The organism is Paludisphaera sp., from assembly GCF_037189885.1.
Taxonomy (GTDB): Bacteria; Planctomycetota; Planctomycetia; order Isosphaerales; family Isosphaeraceae; genus Paludisphaera.
In genome coordinates, this window is sequence record NZ_JBBCIR010000045.1 from 48,995 (window position 1) to 74,118 (window position 25,124).

The 25,124-nt window shown below is 71.7% G+C and carries 18 protein-coding genes and 2 riboswitches; of the genes, 16 read left to right on the forward strand and 2 right to left on the reverse strand.

Annotated elements, in window-relative coordinates; all coding sequences use genetic code 11:
* Window positions 1-328 precede the first annotated feature (328 nt).
* Window positions 329-2,248 (forward strand): hypothetical protein, encoded by a 1,920-nt coding sequence (locus WG209_RS14340; protein ID WP_337175740.1) that lies wholly within the window; start codon window positions 329-331, stop codon window positions 2,246-2,248.
* A gap of 42 nt (window positions 2,249-2,290) precedes the next feature.
* Window positions 2,291-5,275, forward strand: a complete 2,985-nt coding sequence (locus WG209_RS14345) for a PVC-type heme-binding CxxCH protein (protein ID WP_337175741.1) — start codon at window positions 2,291-2,293, stop codon at window positions 5,273-5,275.
* A gap of 260 nt (window positions 5,276-5,535) precedes the next feature.
* On the opposite strand, the gene WG209_RS14350 is transcribed toward WG209_RS14345, so the two are convergent.
* Window positions 5,536-6,870: a GDSL-type esterase/lipase family protein gene (locus WG209_RS14350; RefSeq protein ID WP_337175742.1), complete on the reverse strand. Its 1,335-nt coding sequence runs from the start codon at window positions 6,868-6,870 to the stop codon at window positions 5,536-5,538.
* 198 nt (window positions 6,871-7,068) lie between these two features.
* On the opposite strand from WG209_RS14350, the gene WG209_RS14355 reads away from it, so the two are divergent.
* Complete coding sequence (locus tag WG209_RS14355; RefSeq protein ID WP_337175743.1) at window positions 7,069-9,072, forward strand: hypothetical protein; 2,004 nt, start codon at window positions 7,069-7,071, stop codon at window positions 9,070-9,072.
* A 247-nt stretch (window positions 9,073-9,319) separates the two neighbouring features.
* Window positions 9,320-9,787 (forward strand): hypothetical protein, encoded by a 468-nt coding sequence (locus WG209_RS14360; RefSeq protein WP_337175744.1) that lies wholly within the window; start codon window positions 9,320-9,322, stop codon window positions 9,785-9,787.
* A gap of 35 nt (window positions 9,788-9,822) precedes the next feature.
* On the opposite strand, the gene WG209_RS14365 is transcribed toward WG209_RS14360, so the two are convergent.
* Entirely contained in the window at window positions 9,823-11,307 is a 1,485-nt protein-coding gene (locus WG209_RS14365) for a leucyl aminopeptidase (RefSeq protein WP_337175745.1), read from the reverse strand.
* A gap of 170 nt (window positions 11,308-11,477) precedes the next feature.
* On the opposite strand from WG209_RS14365, the gene WG209_RS14370 reads away from it, so the two are divergent.
* The 12 genes from WG209_RS14370 (at window position 11,478) to WG209_RS14425 (ending at window position 25,003) form a co-directional block, all read left to right on the forward strand.
* Window positions 11,478-11,984, forward strand: a complete 507-nt coding sequence (locus tag WG209_RS14370; protein ID WP_337175746.1) for a YfbM family protein — start codon at window positions 11,478-11,480, stop codon at window positions 11,982-11,984.
* Between the two features lie 10 nt (window positions 11,985-11,994).
* Complete coding sequence (locus WG209_RS14375) at window positions 11,995-12,450, forward strand: GNAT family N-acetyltransferase (protein ID WP_337175747.1); 456 nt, start codon at window positions 11,995-11,997, stop codon at window positions 12,448-12,450.
* Window positions 12,451-12,472: 22 nt separating this feature from the next.
* Window positions 12,473-12,679: riboswitch (cobalamin riboswitch) on the forward strand.
* 274 nt (window positions 12,680-12,953) lie between these two features.
* A complete protein-coding gene (locus WG209_RS14380; protein WP_337175748.1) occupies window positions 12,954-13,883 on the forward strand; it encodes a DUF4465 domain-containing protein in 930 nt (309 codons plus the stop codon).
* A 564-nt stretch (window positions 13,884-14,447) separates the two neighbouring features.
* Complete coding sequence (locus WG209_RS14385; protein WP_337175749.1) at window positions 14,448-15,377, forward strand: NAD(P)-dependent oxidoreductase; 930 nt, start codon at window positions 14,448-14,450, stop codon at window positions 15,375-15,377.
* A 156-nt stretch (window positions 15,378-15,533) separates the two neighbouring features.
* Window positions 15,534-16,928 (forward strand): glycosyltransferase family 4 protein, encoded by a 1,395-nt coding sequence (locus tag WG209_RS14390; protein ID WP_337175750.1) that lies wholly within the window; start codon window positions 15,534-15,536, stop codon window positions 16,926-16,928.
* A 521-nt stretch (window positions 16,929-17,449) separates the two neighbouring features.
* Window positions 17,450-18,424: a TlpA disulfide reductase family protein gene (locus tag WG209_RS14395; RefSeq protein ID WP_337175751.1), complete on the forward strand. Its 975-nt coding sequence runs from the start codon at window positions 17,450-17,452 to the stop codon at window positions 18,422-18,424.
* Window positions 18,425-18,447: 23 nt separating this feature from the next.
* Window positions 18,448-19,389, forward strand: a complete 942-nt coding sequence (locus tag WG209_RS14400; RefSeq protein WP_337175752.1) for a hypothetical protein — start codon at window positions 18,448-18,450, stop codon at window positions 19,387-19,389.
* Between the two features lie 186 nt (window positions 19,390-19,575).
* The gene (locus tag WG209_RS14405) at window positions 19,576-19,839 is read left to right on the forward strand and encodes a hypothetical protein (RefSeq protein WP_337175753.1); all 264 of its coding nucleotides are present in this window, start codon (window positions 19,576-19,578) and stop codon (window positions 19,837-19,839) included.
* A 62-nt stretch (window positions 19,840-19,901) separates the two neighbouring features.
* Entirely contained in the window at window positions 19,902-21,692 is a 1,791-nt protein-coding gene (locus WG209_RS14410) for an ATP-binding protein (protein ID WP_337175754.1), read from the forward strand.
* A complete protein-coding gene (locus WG209_RS14415; RefSeq protein ID WP_337175755.1) occupies window positions 21,692-22,876 on the forward strand; it encodes a SpoIIE family protein phosphatase in 1,185 nt (394 codons plus the stop codon). The genes WG209_RS14410 and WG209_RS14415 overlap by 1 nt, the downstream gene beginning before the upstream one ends.
* 67 nt (window positions 22,877-22,943) lie before the next feature.
* On the forward strand, window positions 22,944-23,816 hold the full coding sequence (locus WG209_RS14420) for a lysophospholipase (protein WP_337175756.1): 873 nt from the start codon (window positions 22,944-22,946) through the stop codon (window positions 23,814-23,816).
* A riboswitch (cobalamin riboswitch) is annotated at window positions 23,812-24,020 on the forward strand. It overlaps the preceding gene by 5 nt.
* A gap of 131 nt (window positions 24,021-24,151) precedes the next feature.
* Window positions 24,152-25,003 (forward strand): DUF4465 domain-containing protein, encoded by an 852-nt coding sequence (locus tag WG209_RS14425; protein WP_337175757.1) that lies wholly within the window; start codon window positions 24,152-24,154, stop codon window positions 25,001-25,003.
* Window positions 25,004-25,124 lie beyond the last annotated feature (121 nt).

The following is a 25,124-nucleotide window of genomic DNA, read 5'->3' on the forward strand; positions in this document are numbered from 1 at the left end:
ATGGACCGCTCGCCGGGCCGCGCCGCCGGGCCTCGTGGTCGGAAGAGGTCACGATCTTAGCAAACCGTCGCCGGCGTTGCAGCGTCCCCCCGCCGGCCGGCGGCGGCTTTCGATCTCGGCGTCGGCCGGCGGGCCCGGCGGCCCCTAACCGACGGGATCGCGGGCCATGCCCCGCCGCCGGCCGCGCCGCGCGGATCCGCCGGCCGCGACGCTCCAGACCCCTTGGTCGGGCCCGTCGTGCTTTGCTACACTTTGGGTCGGGGCCGAGCATCCCGAGATCATTCGTCGTCCGCCCCGCGCCGCTCTCCGTCCGTTTGGGGGATCCGCCTTGTTCGCCGGACCGATCATCGCCCGGGAAGTGCTCACGGCCCCCCGGACCCTTCGATATTATCTGTGGCGGGCCTCGTTCGCCTGCTTCCTCTTCATCCTCCTGTGGACCGCGTGGCAGTCGATCGTCGGCTGGCAGGACGTGCGCGAGCTGGGCCTGATGGCGCGGTTCGGCGGCGTGCTGTACGGCATGTTCGCCATGCTCCAGCTCACGCTGATGCTCTTCTTCGCCCCCCTCTCCACGGCGGCGGCCGTGGCCTACGAGAAGGACCGGCGGACGTTCACGCTGCTGCTGATGACGGCGCTGTCGGACACGGAGATCGTCGTCGGCAAGCTGGTGGCGGGGCTCCTGCACATCGTGGTGCTGCTGGGGGCGGGGGTGGGGCTGCTCTCGCTCTGCGCCCTGTTCGGCGGGATCTCGTTCGGGCAGGTGGTGAGCCTGTCCGCGGTGACGGCGGCGTCGGGCGTGGCCGGCGGGGCGATGGGGCTGCTGGTGGCGCTCTGGCGCGACCGGACGTTCCAGTCGATCTCGCTGACGATCCTGATGGTCGTCTTCTCGGTGACGGGGGTGGAGCTGTTCAGCGTCTTCTTCCCGGGCCTGCGGCTCTGGGACGTGCCGGTGGAGGAGGTGCTCAACCCGTACCGGGCGATGATCGCCGTGCTCTACCCGGCGTCCGACGAGGCGACGGGCCTGGTCCGCGCGTCGAGCCTGGTCTACATCGGCGTCCGGCTGACGTTCGCGGCGCTGATCGTGGCCTTCGGGACGTACATGCTCCGGGTCTGGAACCCGGGGAACAACGAGCCGCGCGAGCAGGGGGACGAGGAGGCCGGGGTCGTCGAGACGCTGGTCGAGGTGGAGGAGGCCGTCCCGGCCGAGGCCGTCGCCGTCGCCTCCGGCGCGACGGTCGGCGGCGAGGGGGCCTCCGGGCGGGCCGCCGCCGCGATCGCCTCGGGGGGCGAGGACGACCTCGACGACGCCGGGCGGGGCGTCACCGGGCTGCACGTCCCCCGGCGCACCCACCGCCGCGTCGCCGCCGCGGCCAGGCCCTACCGCGCCGCGTGGTCCAACCCCATCCTCTGGCGCGAGCTGATGACCCGCGCCTACGGCTCCCGGCCGCTGATCATCAAGGCCTGTTACCTCCTGCTGTTCGCCCTGGGCTTCGGCTTCTTCGAGAGCCTCTCCGCCGGCATGGAGCAGCCGCTGGCGACCGGGCTGGGGATGATCCCCGTCGGCCTGGCGATCCTCAGCCTGGTCCTCATCAACGCCCAGGGCGTCACCGCCATCACGACCGAGCGCGACACCGGCGCGCTCGACCTCCTGCTGGTCACCGAGCTCTCCCCCGGGCAGTTCATCTACGGCAAGCTCTTCGGGGCGCTGTACAACGCCAAGGAGATGGTGGCCCTGCCGCTGATCCTGGCGTCCTACCTCTGGTGGACCGACCGGATGGGGGGCGAGAACCTCGTCTTCTTCACGGTCGACTACCTGCTGTTCTGCCACTTCGCGGCGATGCTCGGCCTGCACGACGCCATCACCTACACCAACAGCCGGACGGCGGTGGCGCACAGCCTGGGGACCATCTTCTTCCTGATGGTGGGCATCCTCCTCTGCGCCTACCTCATCATCTTCAGCGACCGCGAGTTCGGCCGCCAGCTCCTCAGCTTCATGATCTTCATCGGCGCCGGCAGCGTGGCCCTGTTCGGCTCGCTGGGCGCCAAGAATCCCTCCCGGGCGATCGCCCTGGTCGCCTTGCTAACCCCTTTCTGCTCCTTTTACTGCATCATAAGCCTGCTCAACGGCGACTTCCTGGCGGCATTGCTCGTCAGCGCCGGGGTGTACGGCTTCGCGCTGATGGCGATGCTCGTCCCCGCCGTCGGCGACTTCGACATCGCCCTGGGGCGCACCAACGCGATCCAGGGTTGAGCGGTCGGCACCCGTCCGGGACGAGACGAGGAACCTTGCCGCATGTCGCCGACGCCCGTTGGACGCCTCGCCCTCGCACTGACGCTGCTGCTGGGCGCGACCGCCGCGCGGGGCCAGGATGACCTGGCCCGCGAACTCCCCCGGATTCCCCCCCGCGAGCCGGCCGAGGCCATGGACAGCCTGGCCGTCCACCCCGGCTTCCGCGTGGAGCAGGTCGCGACCGAGCCCCTGGTCCGCAGCCCGGTGGCCGTCGCCTACGACGCCGACGGCGCGATGTACGTCGTGGAGATGCGCGGCTACCCGTTCATCGAGGACCGGCCCTCGGGCGCCGTCGTGAAGCTGGAGGACGCCGACGGCGACGGCAAGTTCGACTCCCGCTCGGTCTTCCTGGACGGCCTCATGTGGCCGACCGGCGTGGTCCCCTACGACGGCGGCGTCTTCATCGCCGTCGCCCCGGAGATCCTCTACGCCAAGGACACCGACGGCGACGGCAAGGCGGACGTCCGGCGGGTCGCCTTCACGGGCTTCAACACCAATAACGTCCAGGGGCTCCTCAACAGCCTGCGTTGGGGCGAGGACGGCTGGATCCACGGCGTCACCAGCAGCAACGGCGGGTCGATCCTCACCCCCGAGCACCCCGACCGCCCGGCGGTCTCGGTCCGCGGCCGGGACTTCCGCTTCAAGCCCGACACCCTGGAGTTCGCGGCGACCAGCGGCGGCGGCCAGTTCGGCTTCACGACCGACGACTGGGGCCACGAATTCACCTGCGGCAACAGCAACCACATCCGCCAGATCGTCCTGCCGGCGCATGACGTGGAGCGCAACCCGGCCTACGTCCCCCCCGCGGCGATCGTCGACATCCCCTCCGACGGCCCCTCCGGCCCGGTCTTCCGCATCAGCCCCCCCGAGCCCTGGCGCGTCGTCCGCACCCGCCAGCGCGTGGCCGACCCGGCGGTGAAGGAGAAGCTGATCTTCTCCGAGCAGTTCGCCTTCGGCTACTTCACCTCGGCCACCGGCGTCACCGTCTATCGCGGCTCGGCCTATCCCGAGGAGTACCGCGGCAACGTCTTCATCGGCGACGTCGGCGGCAACCTGATCCACCGCAAGACGCTGAAGGTCGCCGGCGCCACCTACGTCGCCGATCGCGCCGACGAGGGCGTCGAGTTCCTGGCGTCGACGGACAACTGGTTCCGCCCGGTCGACTTCGCCAACACGCCCAACGGCACGCTGCTGATCATCGACATGTACCGGGAGACGATCGAGCACCCGGTCTCCATCCCCGAGCCGATCAAGAAGCACCTGGACCTGACCAGCGGCAAGGACCGCGGCCGGCTGTACGAGCTGCTGGCCGACGGCCCGCGCCCCCTGCGCCGGCCCTCGCTGAGCGACGCCCCGACCGCCGAGCTGGTCTCCCTGCTGGCCGACCCCGACGCCTGGTGGCGCGAGACGGCCCAGCGGCTCCTGGTGGAGCGCAAGGCCGTCGACGCGGCCCCCGCGCTGGAGAAGCTGGCCCAGGACCGGCCGTCGGCGCTCGGCCGGATGCACGCCCTCTGGACGCTGGACGCACTTGGCGTCCTGAAGACGTCGCACATCGGCATGGCCCTGGCGGACCCCGAGCCCCGCGTCCGCGAGCGGGCCGCCAGGCTCGCCGAGAATTACATCAAGGGCGACCGCCGGCTGGTCTCCAACGTCGTGGCCCGCGCCGACGACGCCGACCCGATGGTCCGCTTCCAGGTCGCGCTGACGCTGGGCGAGGTCAATGACGAACCTCGCGCCCTGGACGCGCTGGCGGCGATCGCGATCCGCGACTCGGGCGACCGCTACACCCGCGCGGCGGTGATGACGGCGATCGCCGGCCGCGCGCCCGAGCTGCTCGCGCGGCTGGCCGCCGGCGACTTCCTGACGACCCCCGCCGGCCGCCCCTGGATCGACGACCTGGCGACGATGATCGGCCAGGCGAAGGACGGCGAGGCCATCGAGAAGGTCGTCGCGGATCTGTTCGCCGAGGGCCGTTCCGAGGACCTCCGCGGCCGGGTCGTCCTGGCCCTGGGGGCGGGGTTGAAGCGGGTCCGCGGCTCGCTGCGCGAGTCGCTCTCGCCGGCCTCGTGGGACCGGCTCGCCCCGCTGTTCGACGCCGCGGCCGAGGCCGCCGATTCGACCGAGCCGGCCGACCGCCGCGTCACGGCCGTCGCGCTGGTGGGCCTGAGCGGGCCAGAACGCTCGCTGGAAGCCCTGCCGCCGCTGCTCGACGCCCGCCAGCCGTCCGAGGTGCAGCTCGCCGCGCTCCGGGCTCTGTCCGCGCAGGATGAGCCGGAGGTCGCCGGGGCGATCCTCAAGGGCTGGAAGGCCATGAGCCCGGCCGCGCGTCGCGAGGCCGCCGAGGTCCTGTTCAGCCGCCCCGCCTGGATCGGCGCGCTGCTCGACGCCGTGGAGGCGAAGCGGCTGGCGACGGCGGAGATCGACCCGGCGCGCCTGAAGCAGCTCCGCGAGCACCCGACGGACGCGATCCGCGACCGCGCCGCGAAGCTGTTCGGCGCCGACGCCCCTCGCGAGCGCTCCGCCGTCATCGCCGCCTTCCGGTCGGCCCTCGACGGGGAAGGGGACCGAGAGCGGGGCAAGGCCGTCCACGTTAAGGCGTGCGCCACCTGCCACAAGGCCGAGGGGCAGGGCGTGGAGGTCGGCCCCGACCTGGCGACGGTGGCCGCGCGGACGCCCGAGGATCTGCTCCTGCACATCCTCGACCCGAACCGCGAGATCGCCGCGAACTACCTGAACTACAACGTGGAGACCGCCGACGGCCGCGTCGTCTCGGGCATCATCGCCTCCGAGTCGGCCGCCGCGCTGGTGCTCAAGCGGGCCGAGGGGGTCACCGAGGTCGTCCCCCGCGACGAGATCGAGCAGGTCGCGTCCACGGGGATCTCGCTGATGCCCGAGGGCCTCGAGAAGGACCTGACCCCGGAGGAGGTCCGCGACCTCATCGCCTTCGTGCGGTCGATCCGCTCGCCCGAGGCCCAGCCGTCGAAGTGAGGAGCCCTTCCCGGGAGGGGGCGAATCACGCCCCCTCGCGGGCGCCAAGGATTTGTCCTAACGGCCTTCCCCCCTGGAGGGGGAAGGTGGCCGGGAGGGCCGGATGAGGGGGGGGCGAGCGAGAGGACCATGGGAGTCCGAGGGGGCCTTCCGGGGTCGTCGGCCTGGGCCCGAGGTTCCGAAGTCCGGCGCCCCGTGGGCGGGCACCCCCTCATCTGACCGCTTCGCGGTCTGTCTTCCCCCTCCAGGGGGGAAGACCGTTAAGGTTTCCGATCTCGCGCGATGCGCTCGGCGATCGCGGCGGCGGCGACGCGGTGGCCCTCGGCCGACCAGTGGGTGTCGTCGGCGAGGTAGACCAGGGGGCCGGACTCCGCCGCGGACTTCAGGGCCGGGGTGAGATCCAGGAAGTCGACGCCGGCGGCCCGCGCCACGCCGGCCACGACCGTCGGCAGGTCGTCGACGGGCCAGGAGGGGCAGGGGGAGGAGTCGTCGAACCGGCAGAGGTCGCGATAGACGCGGAACTTGGCCGGGACGAACGCGACGATCAGCTCCATCCCCCGCGCCCGGCTGGCTTCGGCGGCCTCCTCGAACACGTCGCGAAGCCCGGCCGTCGTCTCGGGCCGGGCGCGGCCGGCGACGGCCTCCGGGGCGCCCTCGTGCACGCCGCAGGAGAAGTAGACGGCGGTCCCGTCGGCCAGCAGCCCGGCCCGCTCGCGCGCCGGCGCGCCGTCGCGGCTCCCCGGTCGCATCAGCCAGCCGGCCGCGTTGCGGGAGAACGACCGCGCCTGCCACGCCCGCTTGAACGACTCGGGCCGCAACGCCTTCACGCGCTCGCGCTGGGCCTCGTAGGAGCCCAGGTCCTGCAGGTCGTTCCCCTCGTAGAAGAACCAGACGCACGCGCGGGGATTGAATCCCGCCGCGTGCCGCTCCAGCACGGCCAGCTCCTGCCGAGGCCCGTAGCCGGTGCGGCCCAGGTTCGCGACCGGGGCGCCGATCCGCTCCGCCAGCCGCGCCGAGACCAACTTGTCGTCGGCCACTTGCAGGCCCTCGACGAACGAGTCGCCGATCAGCACGACCTCGGCCGCATCCAGCCCGGCGGGGTTGCGGAAGCCCAGGGCGTCCAGGGTCGTGTCGCAAGTGTAGACGTCCTTCGGCGCGTCGCGGAGCCCGTGCAGGTCCGACCCCTGGAACCGGAGCGTCAGCCTGGAACCGGGCTTGCGCGCGAACAGGAGGTCGGGGTCGGCGAGGTTCCCGGACCGCCTCCAGGGGGGCGTGGGGGTGTGGAAGACCTCGCGGTAGTCGATCCGCCCGAGCGCGGCCGGGGCCTCCGCGACCGCTATCCCGGCCGCGATCGACGCGGTGCACGCGGCGAATCGCCCCAGCTTCCCGGCCGGGCCCCATCGCGACAGGGCCAGGACCGGGCACCAGGCCGCGAGGTACGCCAGCACGGCCACGGCGATCAGGTGCTCCCCGTTCGCGTCCCGCGTCCCGAGGACCTCCCGGGCGAAGTATCCGACCACGCCCCACCACGCCGCCAGGACCAGGATCCGGGCCAGCCGTTCGCGACGAGGGGTGAGCAGGCTATTGCGACGCACTCGGACGCTCCGGGGGCCGGGGGTAGGGGACCGATACGTCGTTCTAACCCGCCCTCCGCGCCTGTCAACGCCGACCGCCCCGGCGGGGGCTTGCCATGCCGGCCTCGGGAGGCGACGATCGTCGTCGGGGAGTCCGACAAGAGTGGGATTCCGGTCGCGGGGTTTATCGGCGAGGTCGGGACGATCCCCATGTCCGAGATGAGCGTTCGAGGCGGCGCGAAGCTGGAGCCGGTGGAGTCCTGGACGGTCCTCACGGAGTCGCCGCTGAAGGGGCTGGCGTTCGCGCGCGAGGCCGCCAGGATCTTCGCCTGGGACGAGGGGAACCAGCTCTACCTGCTGAACGCCCACGGCGAGATGGTCTCCTCGACGCGCTCCCCCAGCCGGATACTCGCCGGCGCGATCAGCGACGACGGCTCGCTGGTCGTGGTCCTGTGCGACCACGACGAGGCCGGCCTGCTGCTCCTCAGCGGCGACCTCGAAATCCAGGCCGAGCGCGCCGCGCCGCCGGAGGCCTCGTTCGTCGCCACGGATCCCTTCGGCCGGTACGTCGCGGTGGGGAGCCGGCTGGGGGCCGTGCAGCTGGTGAACCGCAACGGCCGGGCGGCGGGGCGGATCGAGACGATCCAGCCCGTCGCGCACCTCTGCTTCGTCCCGGACCGGCCGTTCGCGGTCGGCGCGGCGGCGTTCGGCATGCTGGCGGGGGTGGACCTGGGGGCGTCGCGGACCCCCGGTCGGCTCGAGCCCGAGGTCGCCTGGCAGGACCGGCTGATGTCCAACGTCGGGCGGCTGACGTGCAGCGGCGACGGCTCGATGGTCCTGGCGAGCTGCTTCACGCACGGCGTCCAGCGGTTCAGCCTGAACGGCCGCGTCGAGGGCTCGTACCACCTGGGGGGGACGGTCGCGCACGCGGTCCCGGACTTCCCCGGCCGGACGATCGTGGCCTCGACGCTGGAGGGGGAGCTGGCCGTGATGAACTCGGCCGGCAACGTCCGCTGGCGGACCCGCCTCGAACGCCCGCCGATCGCGCTGGAGGTCGACCCCCTGGGCCGCTACGCCGTCCACGGCCGGGCCACTGGAGAGATCACCCGGCTCGACTTCTTCGGCCCCGATCCCGGCCGCCGGGAGTCGTCGGGGGCGTCGCGGACGGCCGTCGGCGGGGCGGGGGGGGCGAGGGGCCGCGCCGGCGCGGGCGCCGGCGCCGGCGCGGGGACGGTCCGGGCGCCGGATTGGTCGGTCCCGGCGGTCTCGACCGAGGATCAGGCCGAGACGGCGGTGCTGGCCGTCTGCGACGACCCGCCGCGCATCGCGGTCTTCTCCAGCCCGAACCGGCTGGAGCTGTTCGGCGTCGACGGCCAGAAGCTGGGGAAGGGGCCGGAGACGTCGGGCGTCGGCCGGATCCTCCGCGTCGCGCCGGGGTGGCTCGCCGCGGCCACCGACCGCCAGGTTGCCCTCTGCGACCTGAGGCGCGGCGAGCAACGGCGGCTCGACATGATGCTCGTGGAGCTGACCCACCTGGCGATCAAGCCCGACTCCTTCGGCCTGGCGATCGTCCAGGAACGCGACCGGATCGGCCGGGCCACGGCCGCCGGGCGCTGGGTCTGGAAGCACGAGCTGCCGACGCCCATCGAGGAGATCGCGATCGGTAGCGAGGGATTCTCGGCGGCGACGACCAACGACGGCCGGCTTCTCGTCTTCGACCCGGCCGGGGGCGTCACCCAGGTCGGCGGCCTCGACCCGGCCGACCCCCCGCTGTTGATCGAGGCACCGGAAGGCTCCCCCGCCGGCCTGGCGTGGGTGACGCTGGCGCGGCGGGCGCAGCAGCTCCGCGGGCACTCGCGGGGGGGCGAGGTCGTCTGGACGCGGCGGCTGCCGTGGGAGGGCTGGTCGCTGGCCCGGCTCGGCCCGTTCGCGCTGATCGCCTCCGCCGACGGCCGCGCGATGGCCTTCGACGGCGCGGGGGACGTCCGGGCGGAGGGTCCCCCCGGCGGCGGGGCGGGGGACGTCCACGGCCTCGACGCCGAGGGCCGGCCCGTCCGCGTCGTCCGCAAGGAGATGCACATCCTCTGCTCCGGGCTGGATGGCCGGGTGCGGTGGCGGTCGGTCGCGCCCCAGGCCGTCGGCCCCGCCGCCGCCGGCCGCTCGGGGGTCGCCGTCATGATCGGCCGCGACCTCGCATGGTTCCGCCACGTCGGTCCGGCCTGACGTCCGCCGGGGCCGCCGGTGGCGCCGCTTGTTACGATCTTGATGACTCGCACGGAAAGAGGCTTGCCTTCCGCGCGGGCGGGGCGGTATCTTCGATCGAATCCGGCAACCCGTGCGAATCGCCCAGGGAGTCCCACGCCCGGGGCGTTCTTCTCAACTACGAGGTGTCGAGGCGTTCGCCTCAAACGCCGCGGGGTACGTCCGCGCGTCCCGGGAACGAGAGCCGCTTCCTTGCTCGGAGGGGTCGATGTCGTCTCTTGCAACGGCTGGAGCCCAGATCGAGCCGATGGTCCGTTCGAGCCTCCAGGAGCGTGGGGAGCTGGAGGCCCTGCGGTTCAAGTGGATCGAGAGCGAGAAGGCGGGCCACGACCTGGGCGAGGCGGCCATCCGCCTGTGGATCTGTCGCCACTGGAATCGATTCATCCGCCTGAGGTGGCTGGAGCACCTGCACGGCGAGACCTGCTGGATCGAATTCGACCCCCGCGCCTTCGGCATCCTGCGCCGATCCCCCCTCCTCGATTCCCCGCTGACCGAGACGATCCTCGAGCACTTCCGCTGGGGGGAGGAGAACCTCCACATCATCCAGTGGGCGATGGACGCCGGCCAGCCGATGGATGAGATCCGCCTGATCCTCACCATCCTGGACGTCAACAGCTCGCGCGTCCCCTGCCGGTTCGACCCCGCCCACCGGTTCCGTCAGAACGCGGCGGGCTGAGCGGAGCGAGGCCGTCGGGTCGCGCCGAGACCGGATCAGGCCCCGGCGGATCGTTCCAGGTAGGCGACCAGGGTCCGGACGAAGCAGCCGGTGCCGCCGGCGTCGCGCGTGGAGTTCTCGCCGTCGACCCAGCTCGGGCCGGCGATGTCGAGGTGGGCCCAGGGGATGCCGGCGACGAACTCCTCCAGGAACTTCGCCGCGGTGATCGCGCCGCCCCACTTGCCGCCGACGTTCTTGAGGTCGGCCACGCCGCTCTTGAGGGCGTCCTTGAAGTCGTCGTCCATGGGCATGGCCCAGACGCGCTCGCCGGTCGTCTCGGCGGCGGCGGCGACATCCCCGGCCAGGTCGTCGTCGTTGGCGAACAGGCCGGCGATCCTGGTCCCCAGGCCGACGATGCAGGCGCCGGTGAGCGTGGCCAGGTCGACCATCCGCGCCGGGGCGGCCTCGGCGGCGTAGCTCAGGGCGTCGGCGAGGATCAGCCGGCCCTCGGCGTCGGTGTTGAGGACCTCCACGGTCTTGCCGTTGCGCATGGTCAGCACGTCGCCGAGCTTCATGGCCCGGCCGCCGGTCATGTTCTCGGTCAGGGCCAGGTACCCCCGGACGTTGACCCGCAGCCCGAGGCGGGCCGCCGCGATGATGGTCGCCGCCGCGACCGCCGCGCCGGTCATGTCGGCCTTCATGTCCTCCATCGACGAGGTCGGCTTGAGGCTGAGGCCGCCGGAATCGAACGTGACCCCCTTGCCGACGATCGCCAGGAAGGGGGCGTCGCCGGCCCCCTGGTATTCGAGCGTGACGAAGGCCGGGGGCTCGTCCGACCCGGCCGCGACCCCCAGCAGGCCGCCGAACCGCTCCTCGCGGATGCGCGCCTCGGTCCAGGCCTCGGCCGTCACGCCGCAGGCGGACGCCGCGTCGCGGATCGCCTCCGCCAGGACGGCGGGGGCCTTCTCCGACGGCGGCGTGTTGACCATGCGGCGGGCCTCGTTCACCGCCTCCCCGACGATCGCGCCGCGAGCCGCGAGCCGCTCCAATTCGGCCACGCCCTCGTCGCTCGTCCCCTCGGGCGCGATCAGGTCGAACGGGAAGGGATGACGGTTGGGCTCCGTCTTGCGCAGCCCCGGCCCCCGCATGCCGACGGTGATCCCCTCGACCAGCGCCGAGACGAGCGGGGCGTCGCCCGCCTCCAGGATCGCCGCGACGCTGACGGCGACGCGTTCCCGGGGCTTGCCCGCCAGCCGCCTCGAGAGCGCCACGCCGGCCGAGAACGCCGCGCGGGCGTCGAGCTTGGCCTTTGCCCCCAGGCCGAACAGGAGGAGGGCCGGCGACCGGAACCCGGCCGGCTCGTACAGCGGCACGGTATCGCCGACGCCGCCCTTGATCTCCTTCTCCTCCAGCAGGCGGGCCGCCAGCGCCTCGGCTCCGGTCCCGCGCAGGTCGGCCGCCGGCTCCTTGTCGAAGATCCCGGCGGCGACCCAGGGGGCGTCCACGGTCGAGAGCGGCTGGCGGATGATGCTGATCGGCATGGCGGCGGGCTCGATCCTTTAAGGAATGCGGTCGTCGGCCCCGATGATCGCAGCGCGTCCCGGGAGCGCCAAGGCGGTTTCCCGTCGCTGCGGAGGTGCAGGGCGGCTACCATGCCCGGGGCCTGGCGACCGATCCTGTCCGGAATTCGCGTGCGAGCGGGAGGCTGCAAATGGGATGTCGCGGAGTCCATTTCTCGCTGTCGAGGGCCGAGGTGCAACGCCTGCGCGACATCCGCGATGAGCGAGAACGCCTCGAATACGTCCTCTCAGTGATCGAGGAGGAATACTTCGAAAACCATCGGGAGGATCTCGCCGAGAACGACAAGGCCTGGGATGCCATCCACCGCTGCTTCGACCCGGACGGGCTGAGTGCGGACGGGGGCTCAGAATATCCCCTCGGTCACTTCATCCTGGGAGGGGAGCACCTCTACTTCGAGGATGACCATATCTTGAGTCTGAAGTCGCCGGAGTTGGTCCGCGAGATCGCCGAGGCCGCCGCCATGATCACCGAGCCCGAGATGCGGCGGCGTTACGACGCGATCGACGCGGAGGATTACCACGGGTACAAGGACGACGACGACTTCAAATACACCTGGGGGTACTTCCAGGAGATTCGGCGGCTCTTCCGGAAGGCCGCCGCCGAGGGCCGGTGCGTCCTGTTCTCGGTCGACCAGTAGGCACCCCGCCATGACCATCGTCACCGTCGCCCCCGCCGATCACCCCCGCCTGGTCGAGATCTGGGAGGCGGCCGTTCGCGCCACCCACGACTTCCTGACGGAGGTCGACATCCAGGTCCTCAAGCCGCTGGTCCTGCACGAGTACCTCCCGCTGGTCGAATTGGCCGGCTGCGAGGAGGCGGGCGAGTTGGTCGGCTTCCTGGGGAGGCTCGGGACTCGGATCGAGATGCTGTTCGTCGCGCCCGAGCGTCGGGGCCGCGGGGCGGGGAGGGCGCTGGTCGAGCACGCCGTCGGGGCGCTCGGCTGCGACGAGGTCGACGTCAACGAGCAGAACCCGCAAGCCGTCGGCTTCTACCTGCGGATGGGCTTCCGGGTCGTCGGCCGCTCCGCGCGCGACGGCCTGGGCAACCCGTTCCCGCTGCTTCATATGAAGATGGACGGCGGCGACGCCGCGGGGCCGTCTTGAGGTTTCGCGCCCGGGGTGCTACCCTGAGGGCCGCTCGACAGGTGCCCCCGGCCGAGAACGCTCGGGGGGGAGAATAGGGAAGCCGGTGCAATTCCGGCGCGGGGCCGCCGCTGTAATCGGCGAGGTCTCGGACCACAGGGCCACTGCCCCCTTCGATCGGGGGCGGGAAGGTCGTCCGAGGCCGTTCGAGCCGAGAGCCAGAAGACCTGCCCGTCGAGATCCGCGAGGACGCCCGGCCGTCGGCGTCCGCGGTGGACGCTCGCGCGGATCGGCCGCGAGGGGTTCGCCCGGCACGGCCGCGCGCCTTCATCCCGCCCTTGCCGGCGGAAAGGCTCCATGACGCCCGCCACGACATAGGCGACGCGCCCGCGCGTCGTCGACCTCGCGACCGGGGACGTCGTCCCCTTCCGCCGACATCCCGCGGGGAGGCCGGCCCGATCGCGGTGCGCGCCGAACCGCCGCCCCGCCGGCCTACCCCGATTCTCGACCTGGAGAACATGCTGATGAGCCTCCGACCGTACCGATCCCTGACGTGCCTGGCCGCGACCCTCGCCCTCGCCCTGGGCACCGCCCGCGCGGGCGTCGTCGTCGCCGACTTCGACGGCCTTGCCTTGAGCCCCAACTCCGCCCAGAGCGGCCCGTTCGATCCCACGGTGGAGATCCCCGGGCGGTGGGGGCCGGTGGAACAGGGGTCCTTCTCCTCCGACGGGGTGGACTTCATCAACCGAGGCGGGGCGGGCTACTGGGAGGGATTCGCCTACTCCAACCAGACCAACACGGATGTCCCGGGCCTGGCGAGCCAGTTCTCCGTCTACGCCGGCGAGGCGCACTCGGGGGCGAACTTCGGGGTGGCTTACGGATATCACGACCTGGAAGCCATCCCGTTGCTCGGGGTCGAAGCCTTCAACCCGCTGAACCTCGTCCACCTGGAGGGCCTGCCCTATTTCACGCTGCCGGAGGACGCGATCATCCAGGGCATGTACGTGACCAACACCACCTACACCGCCCTGTCGCTGTCGCTCGGCGACGATTTCACCGGCCGCCCGATGGGCGGGGTGGACGGCAACATCCCCGACTGGTTCAAGGTGACGGCCTACGGCACGGACGCCTACGGAAACATCCTCACGGACGCCTCCGGGGGTGCCCGGTTCGTCGACCTCTTCCTCGGGGATAACCGCGAGGGCCAGCGGTTCATCGCCGATGAGTGGCTGTACATGGACCTGGCCGATCTGGCCGGCGCCCAGCGGCTCTACTTCAACGTGTCGTCGACGCTCTCCGGCCAATGGGGGCTGAACGCGCCGGGCTACTTCGCCGTGGACGACGTGACCTACACGATCGGCGCCGCGGCCGTCCCGGAGCCGACCAGCCTCGCCATGGCGGGGACGGCCGTCCTGGTCGCGGGCCTGCTCGCGCGCCGACGCCCTCGGATGTGAGCCGGCCGTCGCCGACGCGCCGGCCCCCGGCCTCGCCCGGCGGGCCGGCGCGGTTCGCGAGAGGAGTGGTCTGGAGGCTCGTGCCGCCGATGAGGCGCGGAAGTCTCCGCCATGAGCCCGGGCCCCGCATGGAATGCCCGAGGCGGCCGAGCTTCGCGCCGGGGAGGCGGAGGCCATGCCGGGCGCGACGGAGCGAGCCTGGGCTGAAAAGGGGCGGGGGCGGGATGAAATCCGGACGAAAGTTGCGATTGACATCAACGCCTCCGACGCCGATACTCTCCGCCGACGGACCGGGACGAACGGCCCCCTCCCCGAGCTAGGCCCGCCCGACGGATTGGTCGCCGGGCCCATGGGTGCCGAATCAAGGCCGACGCCCTCGCGTCGGCGGTCGTCCGATCCGGCCAAGGACGTTGTTTCGCAACCAAGAGACGAGCCCACAAGGACGGGGGCCTGGCGCGACGCCTCGGCTTCGCCGACTCCCCACTTGTCGGCCGTGCAGCCCGTCACCCATCGCGCGATCGTCGCCCCCGGGCGCTCCGCGACCTCACCAAGGATGGAACCGCCATGCGTATCCTCGTCACCGGCGGAGCCGGCTACGTCGGCTCCACGCTCGTCCCGATGCTCCTGGAGAAGGGCCATCGGGTCCGCGTCCTGGACAACCTCCGGTTCGGCGGCCAGGGCCTGCTCCCCTGCTGCCAGGACAGCCACTTCGAGCTGCAACAGGGGGACGTGTGCGACCCCGCCGCGGTGAAGAAGGCCGTCGACGGCGTCGACGCGATCATCCACCTGGCCGCCATCGTCGGCTACCCCGCCTGCAAGAAGGAGCCCCAGCTCGCGCAGGCGATCAACGTCGAGGGGACGCGCAACCTGCTGTCCGCCCGCTCCAAGGACACGCGGTTCCTCTTCGCCTCCACCGGGTCGATCTACGGGTCGATCCCCGACTACGTCTGCAACGAGGACACCCCTCGCGCCCCGATCACGCTCTACGGCGAGACCAAGGCGACCGCCGAGCAGATGACGCTCGAGGCCGGCAACGGCATCGCCTATCGCTTCGCCACCGCCTTCGGCGCCAGCAACCGGATGCGGCTGGACCTGATGCCGAACGACTTCACCTACCAGGCGGTCAAGAACCGCAACCTCATCGTCTACGAGGGGGGCTTCAAGCGGACCTTCGTCCACGTCCGCGACATGGCCCGCTCCTTCATCTTCGCCCTGGAGCGCTGGGACGACGTGAAGGACGACGTCTACAACGTCGGCCACGAGACCATGAACTTCACCAAGGAGGACGTGGCCCGGAAGATCCTGGAGCACACGGACTTCTACCTCCACTTCGCCGAGGTCGGCTCCGACGCCGACCAGCGCAACTACGAGGTCTCCTACGAGAAGATCCGCGCCAAGGGGTTCGAGACCACCGTCGACCTCGACCGCGGCATCGCCGAGCTGGTCCGCGCCGCCCAGCTCATCTCGTTCCAGAATCCGTTCGCCAACGTCTGACCCGAAGCCCGTCCGGGGGCCCCGCGCGCCGCGAGGCCCCCGGACGCTCGCCGTCGCGCGGGCGGGGAGCTCTCCCGCCGCGCGGCCCGACTCGCCCAGCACCCCATCACGAATCACCATCCCCAGGCGGGCCGAGACGGTCCGGGTGGACGACACATGCTGAACCGCAAGCTCTGGTTCCGCGGGAGGCCCAGGCCGGCGCGCCCCCTGGGCCCGGTCCCGTTCGCGGCCCCGGCCGACGGCCCGCCGGCCCCCGAGGCCGGCCCGACGCGCGGGGGCGGCGAGAAGCTCCTGTTCATCAACCAGTACTACTGGCCCGACCACGCCTCCACGGCCCAGCACCTGACCGACCTTGCCGAGTCGCTGGCGGCGCGGGGCTACGAGTGCCACGTCCTCTGCTCGCAGTCGCGCTACAAGCCCGGCGACCCGGCGCCCCCGGCCGAGGAGGTCCGCAACGGCGTGCACATCCACCGCGTGCCGGCCACCTCGCTGGGGCGCAAGAGCACGCTGGCCCGGATGACCGACTACCTCAGCTTCTACGCCCGCGCCGTGCTCAAGGCGGCGAGGCTGCCGCGGTTCGACGCCGTCGTCACCCTGACCACCCCGCCGATCATCGGGCTGGTCGGGACGCTCCTCCGACGGTTCAAGGGCTCGGCGCACGTCTGCTGGAGCATGGACCTGCATCCCGACGCCAGCATCGCCCTGAAGCGGATGTCGCCCACCAACCCGGTCGTGAAGGCCCTCGCCTGGCTCAGCGACTCGGTCCTGCGGCGGGCCGACCGGGTCGTCGTCCTGGGCCCGTACATGGGCGACAGGATCCTGATGAAGGGGGTCCGCGCCGAGCGCATCGTCGAGATCCCCGTCTGGAGCCGCAAGGACGAGGTCTTCCCCGTCCCCCGCGAATCCAACTCCCTGCGCAAGCGGCTGGGGTACGCGGACGAGCTGGTCTGCATGTACTCCGGCAACCTCGGCCTGGCCCACACCTTCGACGAGTTCCTCGCCGCGGCCCGGGCGCTGCGAGAGCGCCGGGACGTGGCGTTCCTGTACGTCGGCGGCGGGCCGAGGCTTGCCGAGGTCAAGGAGGCCAAGGAGCGCGACGGCCTGGACAACGTCCGGATCCTGGACTACTTCCCCCGCGAGGAGCTGCACCTGTCGCTCTCCGCGGCCGACGTCCACCTGATCTCCATGCGACCGGAGATGACCGGCGTCGTGGTGCCGGGGAAGCTCTACGGCATCATGGCGGCGGCCCGGCCGGCGGTCTTCGTGGGCCCGGCGCACTGCGAGTCGGCCGACCTGGTGCGCCGCTCCGGGGGCGGGTTCGCCGTCCCTTACGGCGACGCGGAGGGCGTGATCCGGGCGATCGAACGCCTCCGCGACGACCGCAACCTCGGCCGCCAGATGGGGGAGAAGGGGCGGCAGGCGTTCCTCGCCTCCCACGAGATGGCGACCTGCTGCTACCAGTGGTTCGAACTGACTCGCGGCCTGTTCGCTCCGACGCGCTCCCCCGAACCAGCCCCCGCGATCGGCCTCCAGGCCGTCGAGATCGGCTGAGTTCGCGACGCCGACCGGGCCCCGCGCGGGGTGGGTCCGATCTGGCTTCGTTCGTCGTCGCGCGTCGGCGCTGGTTTTGGCGCAACGGGCGACGACGTGGGAGTTTGAGTCGAAAACGAGTTGGCTTCGTTCGTCGTTTTCGATATGGTGTTTCTCGGCCGTCGCGAGATCCCGAGGGCCTTCCGCGCGGAGGGCCTTCGCCCCTCGCGAGGCGGAGCGGGCCGCGCGGCGGTCGGACGAGGAAGCCACCGCGCGCGACGACCGTCCGCGTCCGGAACCCAGCCCGAGGGGCTTCCGCGGCCCTTCGAACCGGTCGCGCGACCTCCCCTCCATCGTGACTGCCCCCCGATTTCCCTGACGGTCTTTTTCATCCACCTTTCATACCCCCCGGGACCCTCGCGCGACGCCTTCCCACCATGTAGTGCTACACAAACGACGCTCAGGAAAAAAAAGGCGCGGAATGTGAATGCATGCGTGTTGCCTGGGGCGGATCGCGGGGGCGTCCTGGCGAGGAGCGCGCCATGAGTTTTCGCCGTGTCGGGATCGTGTTGCTGGCGTCGTCGGCGATCGTGGCGGGTGCCCGGGCGCAGTCGCCGGCGCGCGAGAGCGTGGCCGATATCCAGAATCGCCACGACCGGGCGTTGGTCCGGGAGCTGGGAGAGTACCTCGTCAAGGACCCCCAGGCGGAGGACCGCGACCAGGCCTACGCCGCCCTGTTCAACAAGGCGATCGAGCATGATTGGTTCGCGGAGAATCAGGAGACGGCCGAGCGGTATCTCAAGGAGAGCCCGGACGGCCCGGTGAAGGCGCTGGCGCAGGTCATCACGGTGATGGGGCGGGCGAAGGGGGGGCGGTTCCCCGAGGCGCTGGCCCGTTACCAGGAGCTGATGCAGGGGCTGACGCTGGCCGAGCAGGAGGAGTTCGCTTCCAGCTTCTCCGAGACGTTCGCCGTCGCGGCCGTCTCCGCCGGCGAGGTCGAGACGGCGGCCCAGGTGTATCGGACGCTCGCCGCGAAGTTCCCCGAGAACGAGGCCGTGAAGCAGCGGACCGACGCCGAGCTGGCCCGGCTGGCGCTCGTCGGCAAGCCCGCGCCGAGCGTCGAGGCCACCGACGTCGAGGGCAAGACGGTCCGGCTGGCGGACCTCCGCGGCAAGTACGTCCTGGTCGACTTCTGGGCGACCTGGTGCACCCCCAACATCGTCGAGCTGCCCCGGCTGGAGGAAGCCTACAAGAAGTACCAGGGCGCGGGGCTTGAGATCGTCAGCGTCAGCCTGGACGACACCCGGTCGGCCGTCGTCGACTTCGTGAAGGCCCGCAAGATCCCCTGGGCGCAGCTCCACAACGCCACGGCCGGCGTGGATCTCGTCGACGCGTTCGGCGTGGCCTCGATCCCGGCGACATACCTCATCGACCCCCAGGGGACGATCGTCCGGCTGGACCTCCGCGGCGGCGCGCTCGACGAGGCCCTCGCCAAGCTCATCAAGCCGGCCGGCTGAGGCCGGGCCGGGGAGGAATGTCCGTGCTGACCAGCCTGATGATGCTCGCGGCCGCGCTGGGACAGGCTCCCGGCGCGGACCGCTCCCGAGAATTGTTCGCCGACCCGACGTTCGAACGCGGGTTCATGCTGACGGCGGCGAGCCACCCCGTCCCGAAGCTCCTCATCGGGGAGCTTCGGGCGTCGGCAGGGCCGGACGCGGGCCCCCCCGCCTGGCGGATGCCGCAGTGGGGGACGCGCGAACTGCTCCAGCCCCAACGCTCCGTCGAGGCCGACGGCCGGTGGACCGCCGAGAACCGGGCCAAGCGCGTCGTCGTGGATCGTTCCGGCGCGGGGCCCGTCGGCCTGCTGCTGGAGGTCCGGGGCGACTTCGAGTACGACGGCCGCATGCGCGCCGACGGCGAGGCCTGGCCCCACCTGCTGATCGAGCAGCTTTTCGAACGGCCGATCGCCCCGAGGGACTTCGAGACCCTGACCTTCGCGATGGAGGCGCGGATACCCTCGTGCGATCCCGCCTCCTGGGCCGCCGACAAGCTCGACCCCGGCCGCCACACCGCCCAGGTATCCGCGTTCTGGACGGTCCACAACGCCACGAAGGGGAATCCCGACCATCGGGACATGATCTGGTTCGGCATCCCCATCTTCGACGCCCGACACCCCATCCCCCCGGCCCACCACGCGCTGGACGTGGGCAAGGACGACGCGAGCGGCAAGTTCATCTGCCTGATCGACGGCAAGCGCTTCTGGAAGACCCCCACCGGCGACGGCGCCTGGCATCGGCTGGAGGTCGACATGGTCCCGCTGCTCCGCGAGGCGCTGGCGATCTCCCAGAGCCACGGCTACCTGAAGGCCACCCGATTCGAGGATCTGGCGATCGACTCGTTCAACCTGGGATGGGAAGCCCCTGGCCCGTATGACGCGACGTTCGAGGTCCGGGGCCTGTCGATGCGCGGCGGGGGAGAGTAGATTAGGGATCGGATCGGGGCGATGAATCGGCGCCTCGCCGCGACCGCCCTCCTTGTACGGCGGGGGAGAGGGATGGATCTCGCCGGGGTCGGAAAATCTATCCACGACGGCCTGATCTTCTGCCTCATGGCCGGGCCGCTTGCCGTCGCATGCCTGATAATCCAACGGCGGGGGAGGCGAAATGCCTTGAAGGTCGTGGAGGGGTGGGCCCGCTCTGAAGGCTATAAGCTCATCGAGGCAGGTCGACCCGGCCGAGACCGGAGCTGGATGATCCGGCCGGGCCAGACGGGGTTCAAGATCGTCGTCCTGGACTCGTCCGGACATCGGGGCGTCGGGCTGGCGATTTGCGGCTGGGAATGGGGGATGCCCCCGGGCGAGGGCCTCCGAGTCGAGTGGGACGTGGTGCCCGGCCGCCGGCCTCGCATGGAGGACGATCGCGACTTTCTTTGAGGCCGTTTGAATCCGATCAGAGTGCCCGACCCCGCCGTCGATCGCCGTCCGTCGATCCAATCATGGACAACGCCGCCGGCGTGAGCCATGATTCATCCGGGGACTCGCGCCGGCCGCTCTCCGGCCTGCATGGTTCGACGATCGGGGGCAACTTGAAGCGGGATGGGGCGAAATCGTCGCGGCCCGACGGGGGCTGGGGCGGGCTCACGGAACACCTGTGGCGGTTCCGGATCCAGCATCGCGAGGGGCGCGACCCGGAGAAGATCCTCGGGGGCGCGCTCCGGATGGCGATGGAGCTGTTCCGCGCGCCGGAGGGGTGCGTCGCGGCGATCCTCCCCGGGTCGCCCGAGGCGCGGGTCCTCCACGCGACCCCCGACGACGCGCGTTGGGACCGTCGGCTGATCTCCGGGTTCCTGCGAGGGGAGAAGGCGAGGGTGCCGCGCGACGTGATGCTGGCGCGGATCCGGCGTCGCGGCCGGATGTGGGGCGCGCTGGCCGTCCGCTCCCCCGGGGCCGATTACTTCTGGGATGCCCGCCAGGCGTTCTCGACGATCGGCGGGCTGGCCTCGGAGCTGATCGAGCAGGCGGACTTCCAGCGCATCCGCGAGGTGCGCGAGCGCGTCGACCGCAAGGTGATGGCGCAGTCGCACCCCAAGCACCTCTCGTACGAGGTGCTGCACGGGATCCGGTCGCTGATCGCCTACGACCACTCGGCGGCGCTGCTGATCCACGACGCCGAGGCGGGGGCGCTGGAGGTGGTGGCGGAGCAGGTCGCCTGGCGGAAGGCCAAGGGGGAGAACGTGGGCCGGCGGTTCCCGCTGGAGGCGACGCTCCAGGAGATGCTGGCGCAGCCGGTCGTCCTGGGCTTCGACCGCGAGGGCCGGGGCTGGAAGGACTGGGCGGGGGGCGGCTCGACGACGCTGGCGGAGGTGCTGGACTACGACCGCCTGCCGCGCGGGGGGGGCTTCGCGCCGTCGGAGGGGGCCGTCCTGTGCGCCTCGCTGATCACGCGGGAGGGGCTGCTGGGGGTGCTGAAGGTGGCGTCCATCCACCCCGGCTCGTTCCGCGAGTACGAGGTCGGGCTGGTCTCGCAGTTCCTCCCCCAGGCGGCGGTGGCGCTGCGGAACGCGAGGCGGACGGAGTCGCTGGAGCGCCGGATGATCGACGCGGAGCGCAAGCACGCGATGGCCGACCTGGCGCGGGGGGTGGCGCACGACGTGAACAACGCGCTGGCGACGGTCCTGCCCCTGGTGCAGCAGCTGGCCGACGACCTGGAGGCCGGCCGGTTCGACCCCGAGGCGGCGAAGGCCGACCTGCACCAGGCGGAGCGCTCGATCCGCATATGCCGGCGGATCTTCGGCGGGATGCTGAACTTCGCGCGGGAGTCGACGCGGAACCCCAGCGAGGTGGCGCCGCGGCAGGCGGTGGAGTCGGCGCTGGCCCTGTTCCGCGAGGGGCTGGAGCGCAGGGGGGTGACGCTGGCGGTCGACGTGCCGGCCGACCTGCCCCCCTTATTCGCCGTCCAGGCGGACGTGGAACAATTGCTGCTTAACCTGATCAGCAACGCCCGCGACGCGACCGGCCCGGGGGATCGCGTGACGATCCGCGGGCGGTCGGTGGGGGGCCGGCTGGTGCTGGAGGTGGAGGACACGGGTTGCGGCATCTCGCCGGACGACCTGGCGCGGCTGCGGGAGCCGTTCTTCACCACCAAGCCCGACGGCCACGGACTGGGAGTGGCCATCTGTCGGTCGATCGCGGCGCAGCTCCGCGGCCACCTGGAGATCCGCAGCGAGGTCGGGCGGGGGACGACGGTCGAGGTCGGCTTCCCGATCGTCGGGAAGGAGGGACGGTGATGGATATCCGAGAGGCCTCGATCCTGGTCGTCGACGACGACGAGGGGGTGCTCCGCGCCGTGTCGCGGATCCTGGCGCGCGGCGGCCGGCGGGTGGTGGAGGCGCCGGGGCCGAGGGCCGCCCTGGAGCTGGCGCGGGGGGCCCCTTTCGACCTGGCCGTCGTCGACGTCCGCATGCCGGAGATGAACGGCTTCGAGCTGATGCGGACCCTGAAGCGGGAGCACCCGGACCTCGACGTCATCATCATGACCGGGAACGTCGAGGAGTCGGACGAGAACCTGCTGCGCGCCATCGACGAGGGGGCGTACTACTTCATCCAGAAGCCGTTCGACCGCCGCGTGATGCTGGCGCTGGTCGACCGCTGCCTGGAGCTGCGCCGGCTGCGCGAGGAGCGCGAGGGGTTCCTGGACCGGGTGGCCCGCGAGCTGGACGAGGCGCGGCAGTTCCAGCTCGGCATGCTGCCGGCGCCGGAGTATCGCGGCCGTGGGCTGTCGCTGGCCGCGCGGTACATGGCGTCGAACGAGCTGGCCGGGGACATCTACGACTACGCCGAGACCGAGGCGGGGGGCGTGGCGATCCTCATCGCCGACGTCGCGGGCCACGGCACGTCCGCCGCGATGGTCACGGCGGTCGTCAAGGCGGGCTTCCGGGCGGCCTACGTCGACGACTTCGAGCCCCGATGGGTGGCCGAGCGGATCAAGGAGGGGATCCGCGAGTTCGACCCCGGCCGGTTCGTCACCCTCTGCTGCGTGCGGCTGGGCCCGGAGGGGGACCTGCTGGAGTACGTCAACGCCGGCCATCCCGAGGCGTACATCCGGGGGGGGGACGGCGCGATCAGGACCCTGGGCTCCACCGGCCCCATCCTCTCCTCGGCCCTGCACGGCTTCCCCTGCGTGCAATCGGCCGACCGGCTGGCGCCGGGCGAGTCGCTGCTGCTCTACACCGACGGCGTGACCGAGGCCCGCTCGCCGGCGGGGTCCGGCATGTTCGGGACCGAGCCGATCCTGGACATCTTCCGGCGCGCGGACCTGCCCCCGGGGCCTCGGCTGGACGCCGTGCTGGAGGCCCTCCGCCATTTCGCCGGCGCGGAGGGCTACGAGGACGACGTGACCATGCTGACGCTGGACCGCGACCCGGTCGAGGAGGCGGGACGATTGGCCTCGATCGGATCGGCGGCCCTCTGATAGACTCCGCGCGGGGGGGCGGGGCCCCGCGTCGAGCGTCATACTCACGGATGCCGAGGCGTCACGCATGAGCACCGTCGGCCAGCGATCGTCCGAGTTCACCGTCACCGCGCGGGGCGGGCGCAGGCTCCGCGGCCGTTGGTGGCGGCGCGACAGCCCCGCCGGGGCGATCGTCGTCTCGCATGGGTTCGGCGAGCACGGCGGCCTCTACGCCCACGTCGCCGAGGCGTTGGGGGAGGCGCTGGACGTGGACGTGATCGCGCACGACTACCACGGCCACGGCCGCAGCCCGGGGCGCCGCGGCGTGGTCCGGCGCTACGAGGACCTGGTGGACGACCTCCGCGCGGTCGCCTCGTGGGCGCGGCTGCGCTACGCCGGCGCCCCGCTTTTCCTTCTGGGCCACTCCAACGGCGGCCAGGTCGCCCTGCGGTACGCGCTGGAACGGCCCGAGGGGATGGACGGCCTGATCGTCTCCAACCCGTTCATCCGGCTGGCGATGCGCGTGCCGCGGCACAAGCTGGGGCTGGGCCGGATCCTCCTGCGGGTCGCCCCGTGGGCGACGCTCCGGGCGTTCGACGCGTCGCCCGCCGAGAACCGCGACCCGGCCGTCGGCCGGATGATGCTCCGCGACGACCTCCGCCACAACCGCATCAATCCCCCCTTCTTCTTCGGCATGGTCGACGGCGGCGAGCTGCTGATCCGCCGGGCGCGCGACCTGCGCGTGCCGCTGCTGGCGATCGTCGGCGGCGACGACCCGGTCGTCGACCCGGCCTCGGTCCGCGAGTTTTTCGACGCGGCGGGGTCCGAGGACAAGACGCTGATGCTCTACCCCGGCATGTCCCACGAGCCGTTCAACGAGCTGGGCCGCGAACGGGTGACCATCGATCTCGTGCGCTGGCTTGCGCCACGGCTTGACCGTTCGTCAACGCGCGTGGTCTAATCGCAACATCGACGGGAGCCCCCAGGGGAGGCCAACGGCCTCGCCCGTCCGGGGGAGAATAGTGAAGCCGGTGGGAATCCGGCGCGGGGCCGCCGCTGTAATCGGCCGGGAAGCGCGAGCCACGGGGCCACTGCCATGGGGCGGGAAGGCCGCTCGACGCGGGGCCGAGAGCCAGAAGACCTACCCGTCGATACGTCTTCCGTTTGGGATGCTTCGGCCGCGAGCATCCGGACGAGCGCGCCAGGGCGACGGGCCCGCCGGCGACTCACCGGGCAGGTCGGCCCGCGTCCCCGCGCGGCGTACCCCCGCGCGCCACCTTCCCCCGGAGTCTCCCCATGCGCCTCGCGCCCGCCTCGTCGCTCGCCCTCGCCCTCGTCCTCGCGCTCGCCTCGCCGGCCCTCGCCGCCGACGTCTACACGGTGACGACCTTCGAGGGCGTCCCCGCCGATCAATTCACCCTGATCGACCCCTCCGACCCGACGGCGGGGGGCTTCCTCAACGACGCCGGCCCTTCCGGGGCGTTCCAGATCGACGGCAACGCCTTCAACAACTCGTACGACCCGGGCTTCAACTACTGGCAGGGCTGGGCCCTCTCCAGCCAGTCCCGCGCGATCGACGTGAGCCCGGACGCCTACTTCCTGAACCAGTACCTCGCGGCCCCGGGCGGGGCGAGCGGCGGCGACAACTACGCGGTCGCCTTCTCGTCCCTCTCCCCGGGCTTCGAGTCGTACGCGACGATCGACCTGGCGGCGGGCCAGAAGGCCCACTCGATCGACCTGACCAACACCTGGTACGCCGAGAACCTGATCCGGACCGGCAACAGCTACGGCGGCCAGTTCGGCCCGGGGGACTACTTCGAGCTGATCATCAACGGCTACGACTCCACCGGTGCCCTGACCGGCGACGTCCGCGTCGTCCTGGCGGATTACCGCGACGGCCAGTCCTTCATCCTGGACACCTGGCAAACCATCTCGCTGCTGGCCCTCGGCGACGCGACGAGTCTGGTCTTCGACTTCTTCACGACCGACAATTCCGTCGACTACGGCCCGAACACGCCGACCTACGTCGCGATCGACAACCTCACGACCTACGCCCCCCAGGCCGCCGCCGTCCCCGAGCCCGCCTCGCTGGCCCTGCTGGGCCTGGGCGTCGTCGGCGCCCTCGCCGCGCGCCGACGCCTCGCCTGACGCGCGAAATCGTCTTCCCCCCTCGCGGGGGAGGACAGACCGCGACGCGGTCAGGAGAGGGGGACGGCATGCGCGACGGCCGTTGGAGTCGTCGAAGGCTTGTCCGGCCGTCGCGAATCCC

Excerpts from the sequence above, each read along its gene's own strand:
- WG209_RS14345 (WP_337175741.1), top strand. The coding sequence starts at position 2,291 with ATGTCGCCGACGCCCGTTGGACGCCTCGCCCTCGCACTGACGCTGCTG.
- WG209_RS14355 (WP_337175743.1), top strand. The coding sequence starts at position 7,069 with ATGAGCGTTCGAGGCGGCGCGAAGCTGGAGCCGGTGGAGTCCTGGACG.
- WG209_RS14360 (WP_337175744.1), top strand. The coding sequence starts at position 9,320 with ATGTCGTCTCTTGCAACGGCTGGAGCCCAGATCGAGCCGATGGTCCGT.
- WG209_RS14365 (WP_337175745.1), bottom strand. The coding sequence starts at position 11,307 with ATGCCGATCAGCATCATCCGCCAGCCGCTCTCGACCGTGGACGCCCCC.
- WG209_RS14370 (WP_337175746.1), top strand. The coding sequence starts at position 11,478 with ATGGGATGTCGCGGAGTCCATTTCTCGCTGTCGAGGGCCGAGGTGCAA.
- WG209_RS14375 (WP_337175747.1), top strand. The coding sequence starts at position 11,995 with ATGACCATCGTCACCGTCGCCCCCGCCGATCACCCCCGCCTGGTCGAG.
- WG209_RS14380 (WP_337175748.1), top strand. The coding sequence starts at position 12,954 with ATGAGCCTCCGACCGTACCGATCCCTGACGTGCCTGGCCGCGACCCTC.
- WG209_RS14385 (WP_337175749.1), top strand. The coding sequence starts at position 14,448 with ATGCGTATCCTCGTCACCGGCGGAGCCGGCTACGTCGGCTCCACGCTC.
- WG209_RS14390 (WP_337175750.1), top strand. The coding sequence starts at position 15,534 with ATGCTGAACCGCAAGCTCTGGTTCCGCGGGAGGCCCAGGCCGGCGCGC.
- WG209_RS14395 (WP_337175751.1), top strand. The coding sequence starts at position 17,450 with ATGAGTTTTCGCCGTGTCGGGATCGTGTTGCTGGCGTCGTCGGCGATC.
- WG209_RS14410 (WP_337175754.1), top strand. The coding sequence starts at position 19,902 with ATGGACAACGCCGCCGGCGTGAGCCATGATTCATCCGGGGACTCGCGC.
- WG209_RS14415 (WP_337175755.1), top strand. The coding sequence starts at position 21,692 with ATGGATATCCGAGAGGCCTCGATCCTGGTCGTCGACGACGACGAGGGG.
- WG209_RS14420 (WP_337175756.1), top strand. The coding sequence starts at position 22,944 with ATGAGCACCGTCGGCCAGCGATCGTCCGAGTTCACCGTCACCGCGCGG.
- WG209_RS14425 (WP_337175757.1), top strand. The coding sequence starts at position 24,152 with ATGCGCCTCGCGCCCGCCTCGTCGCTCGCCCTCGCCCTCGTCCTCGCG.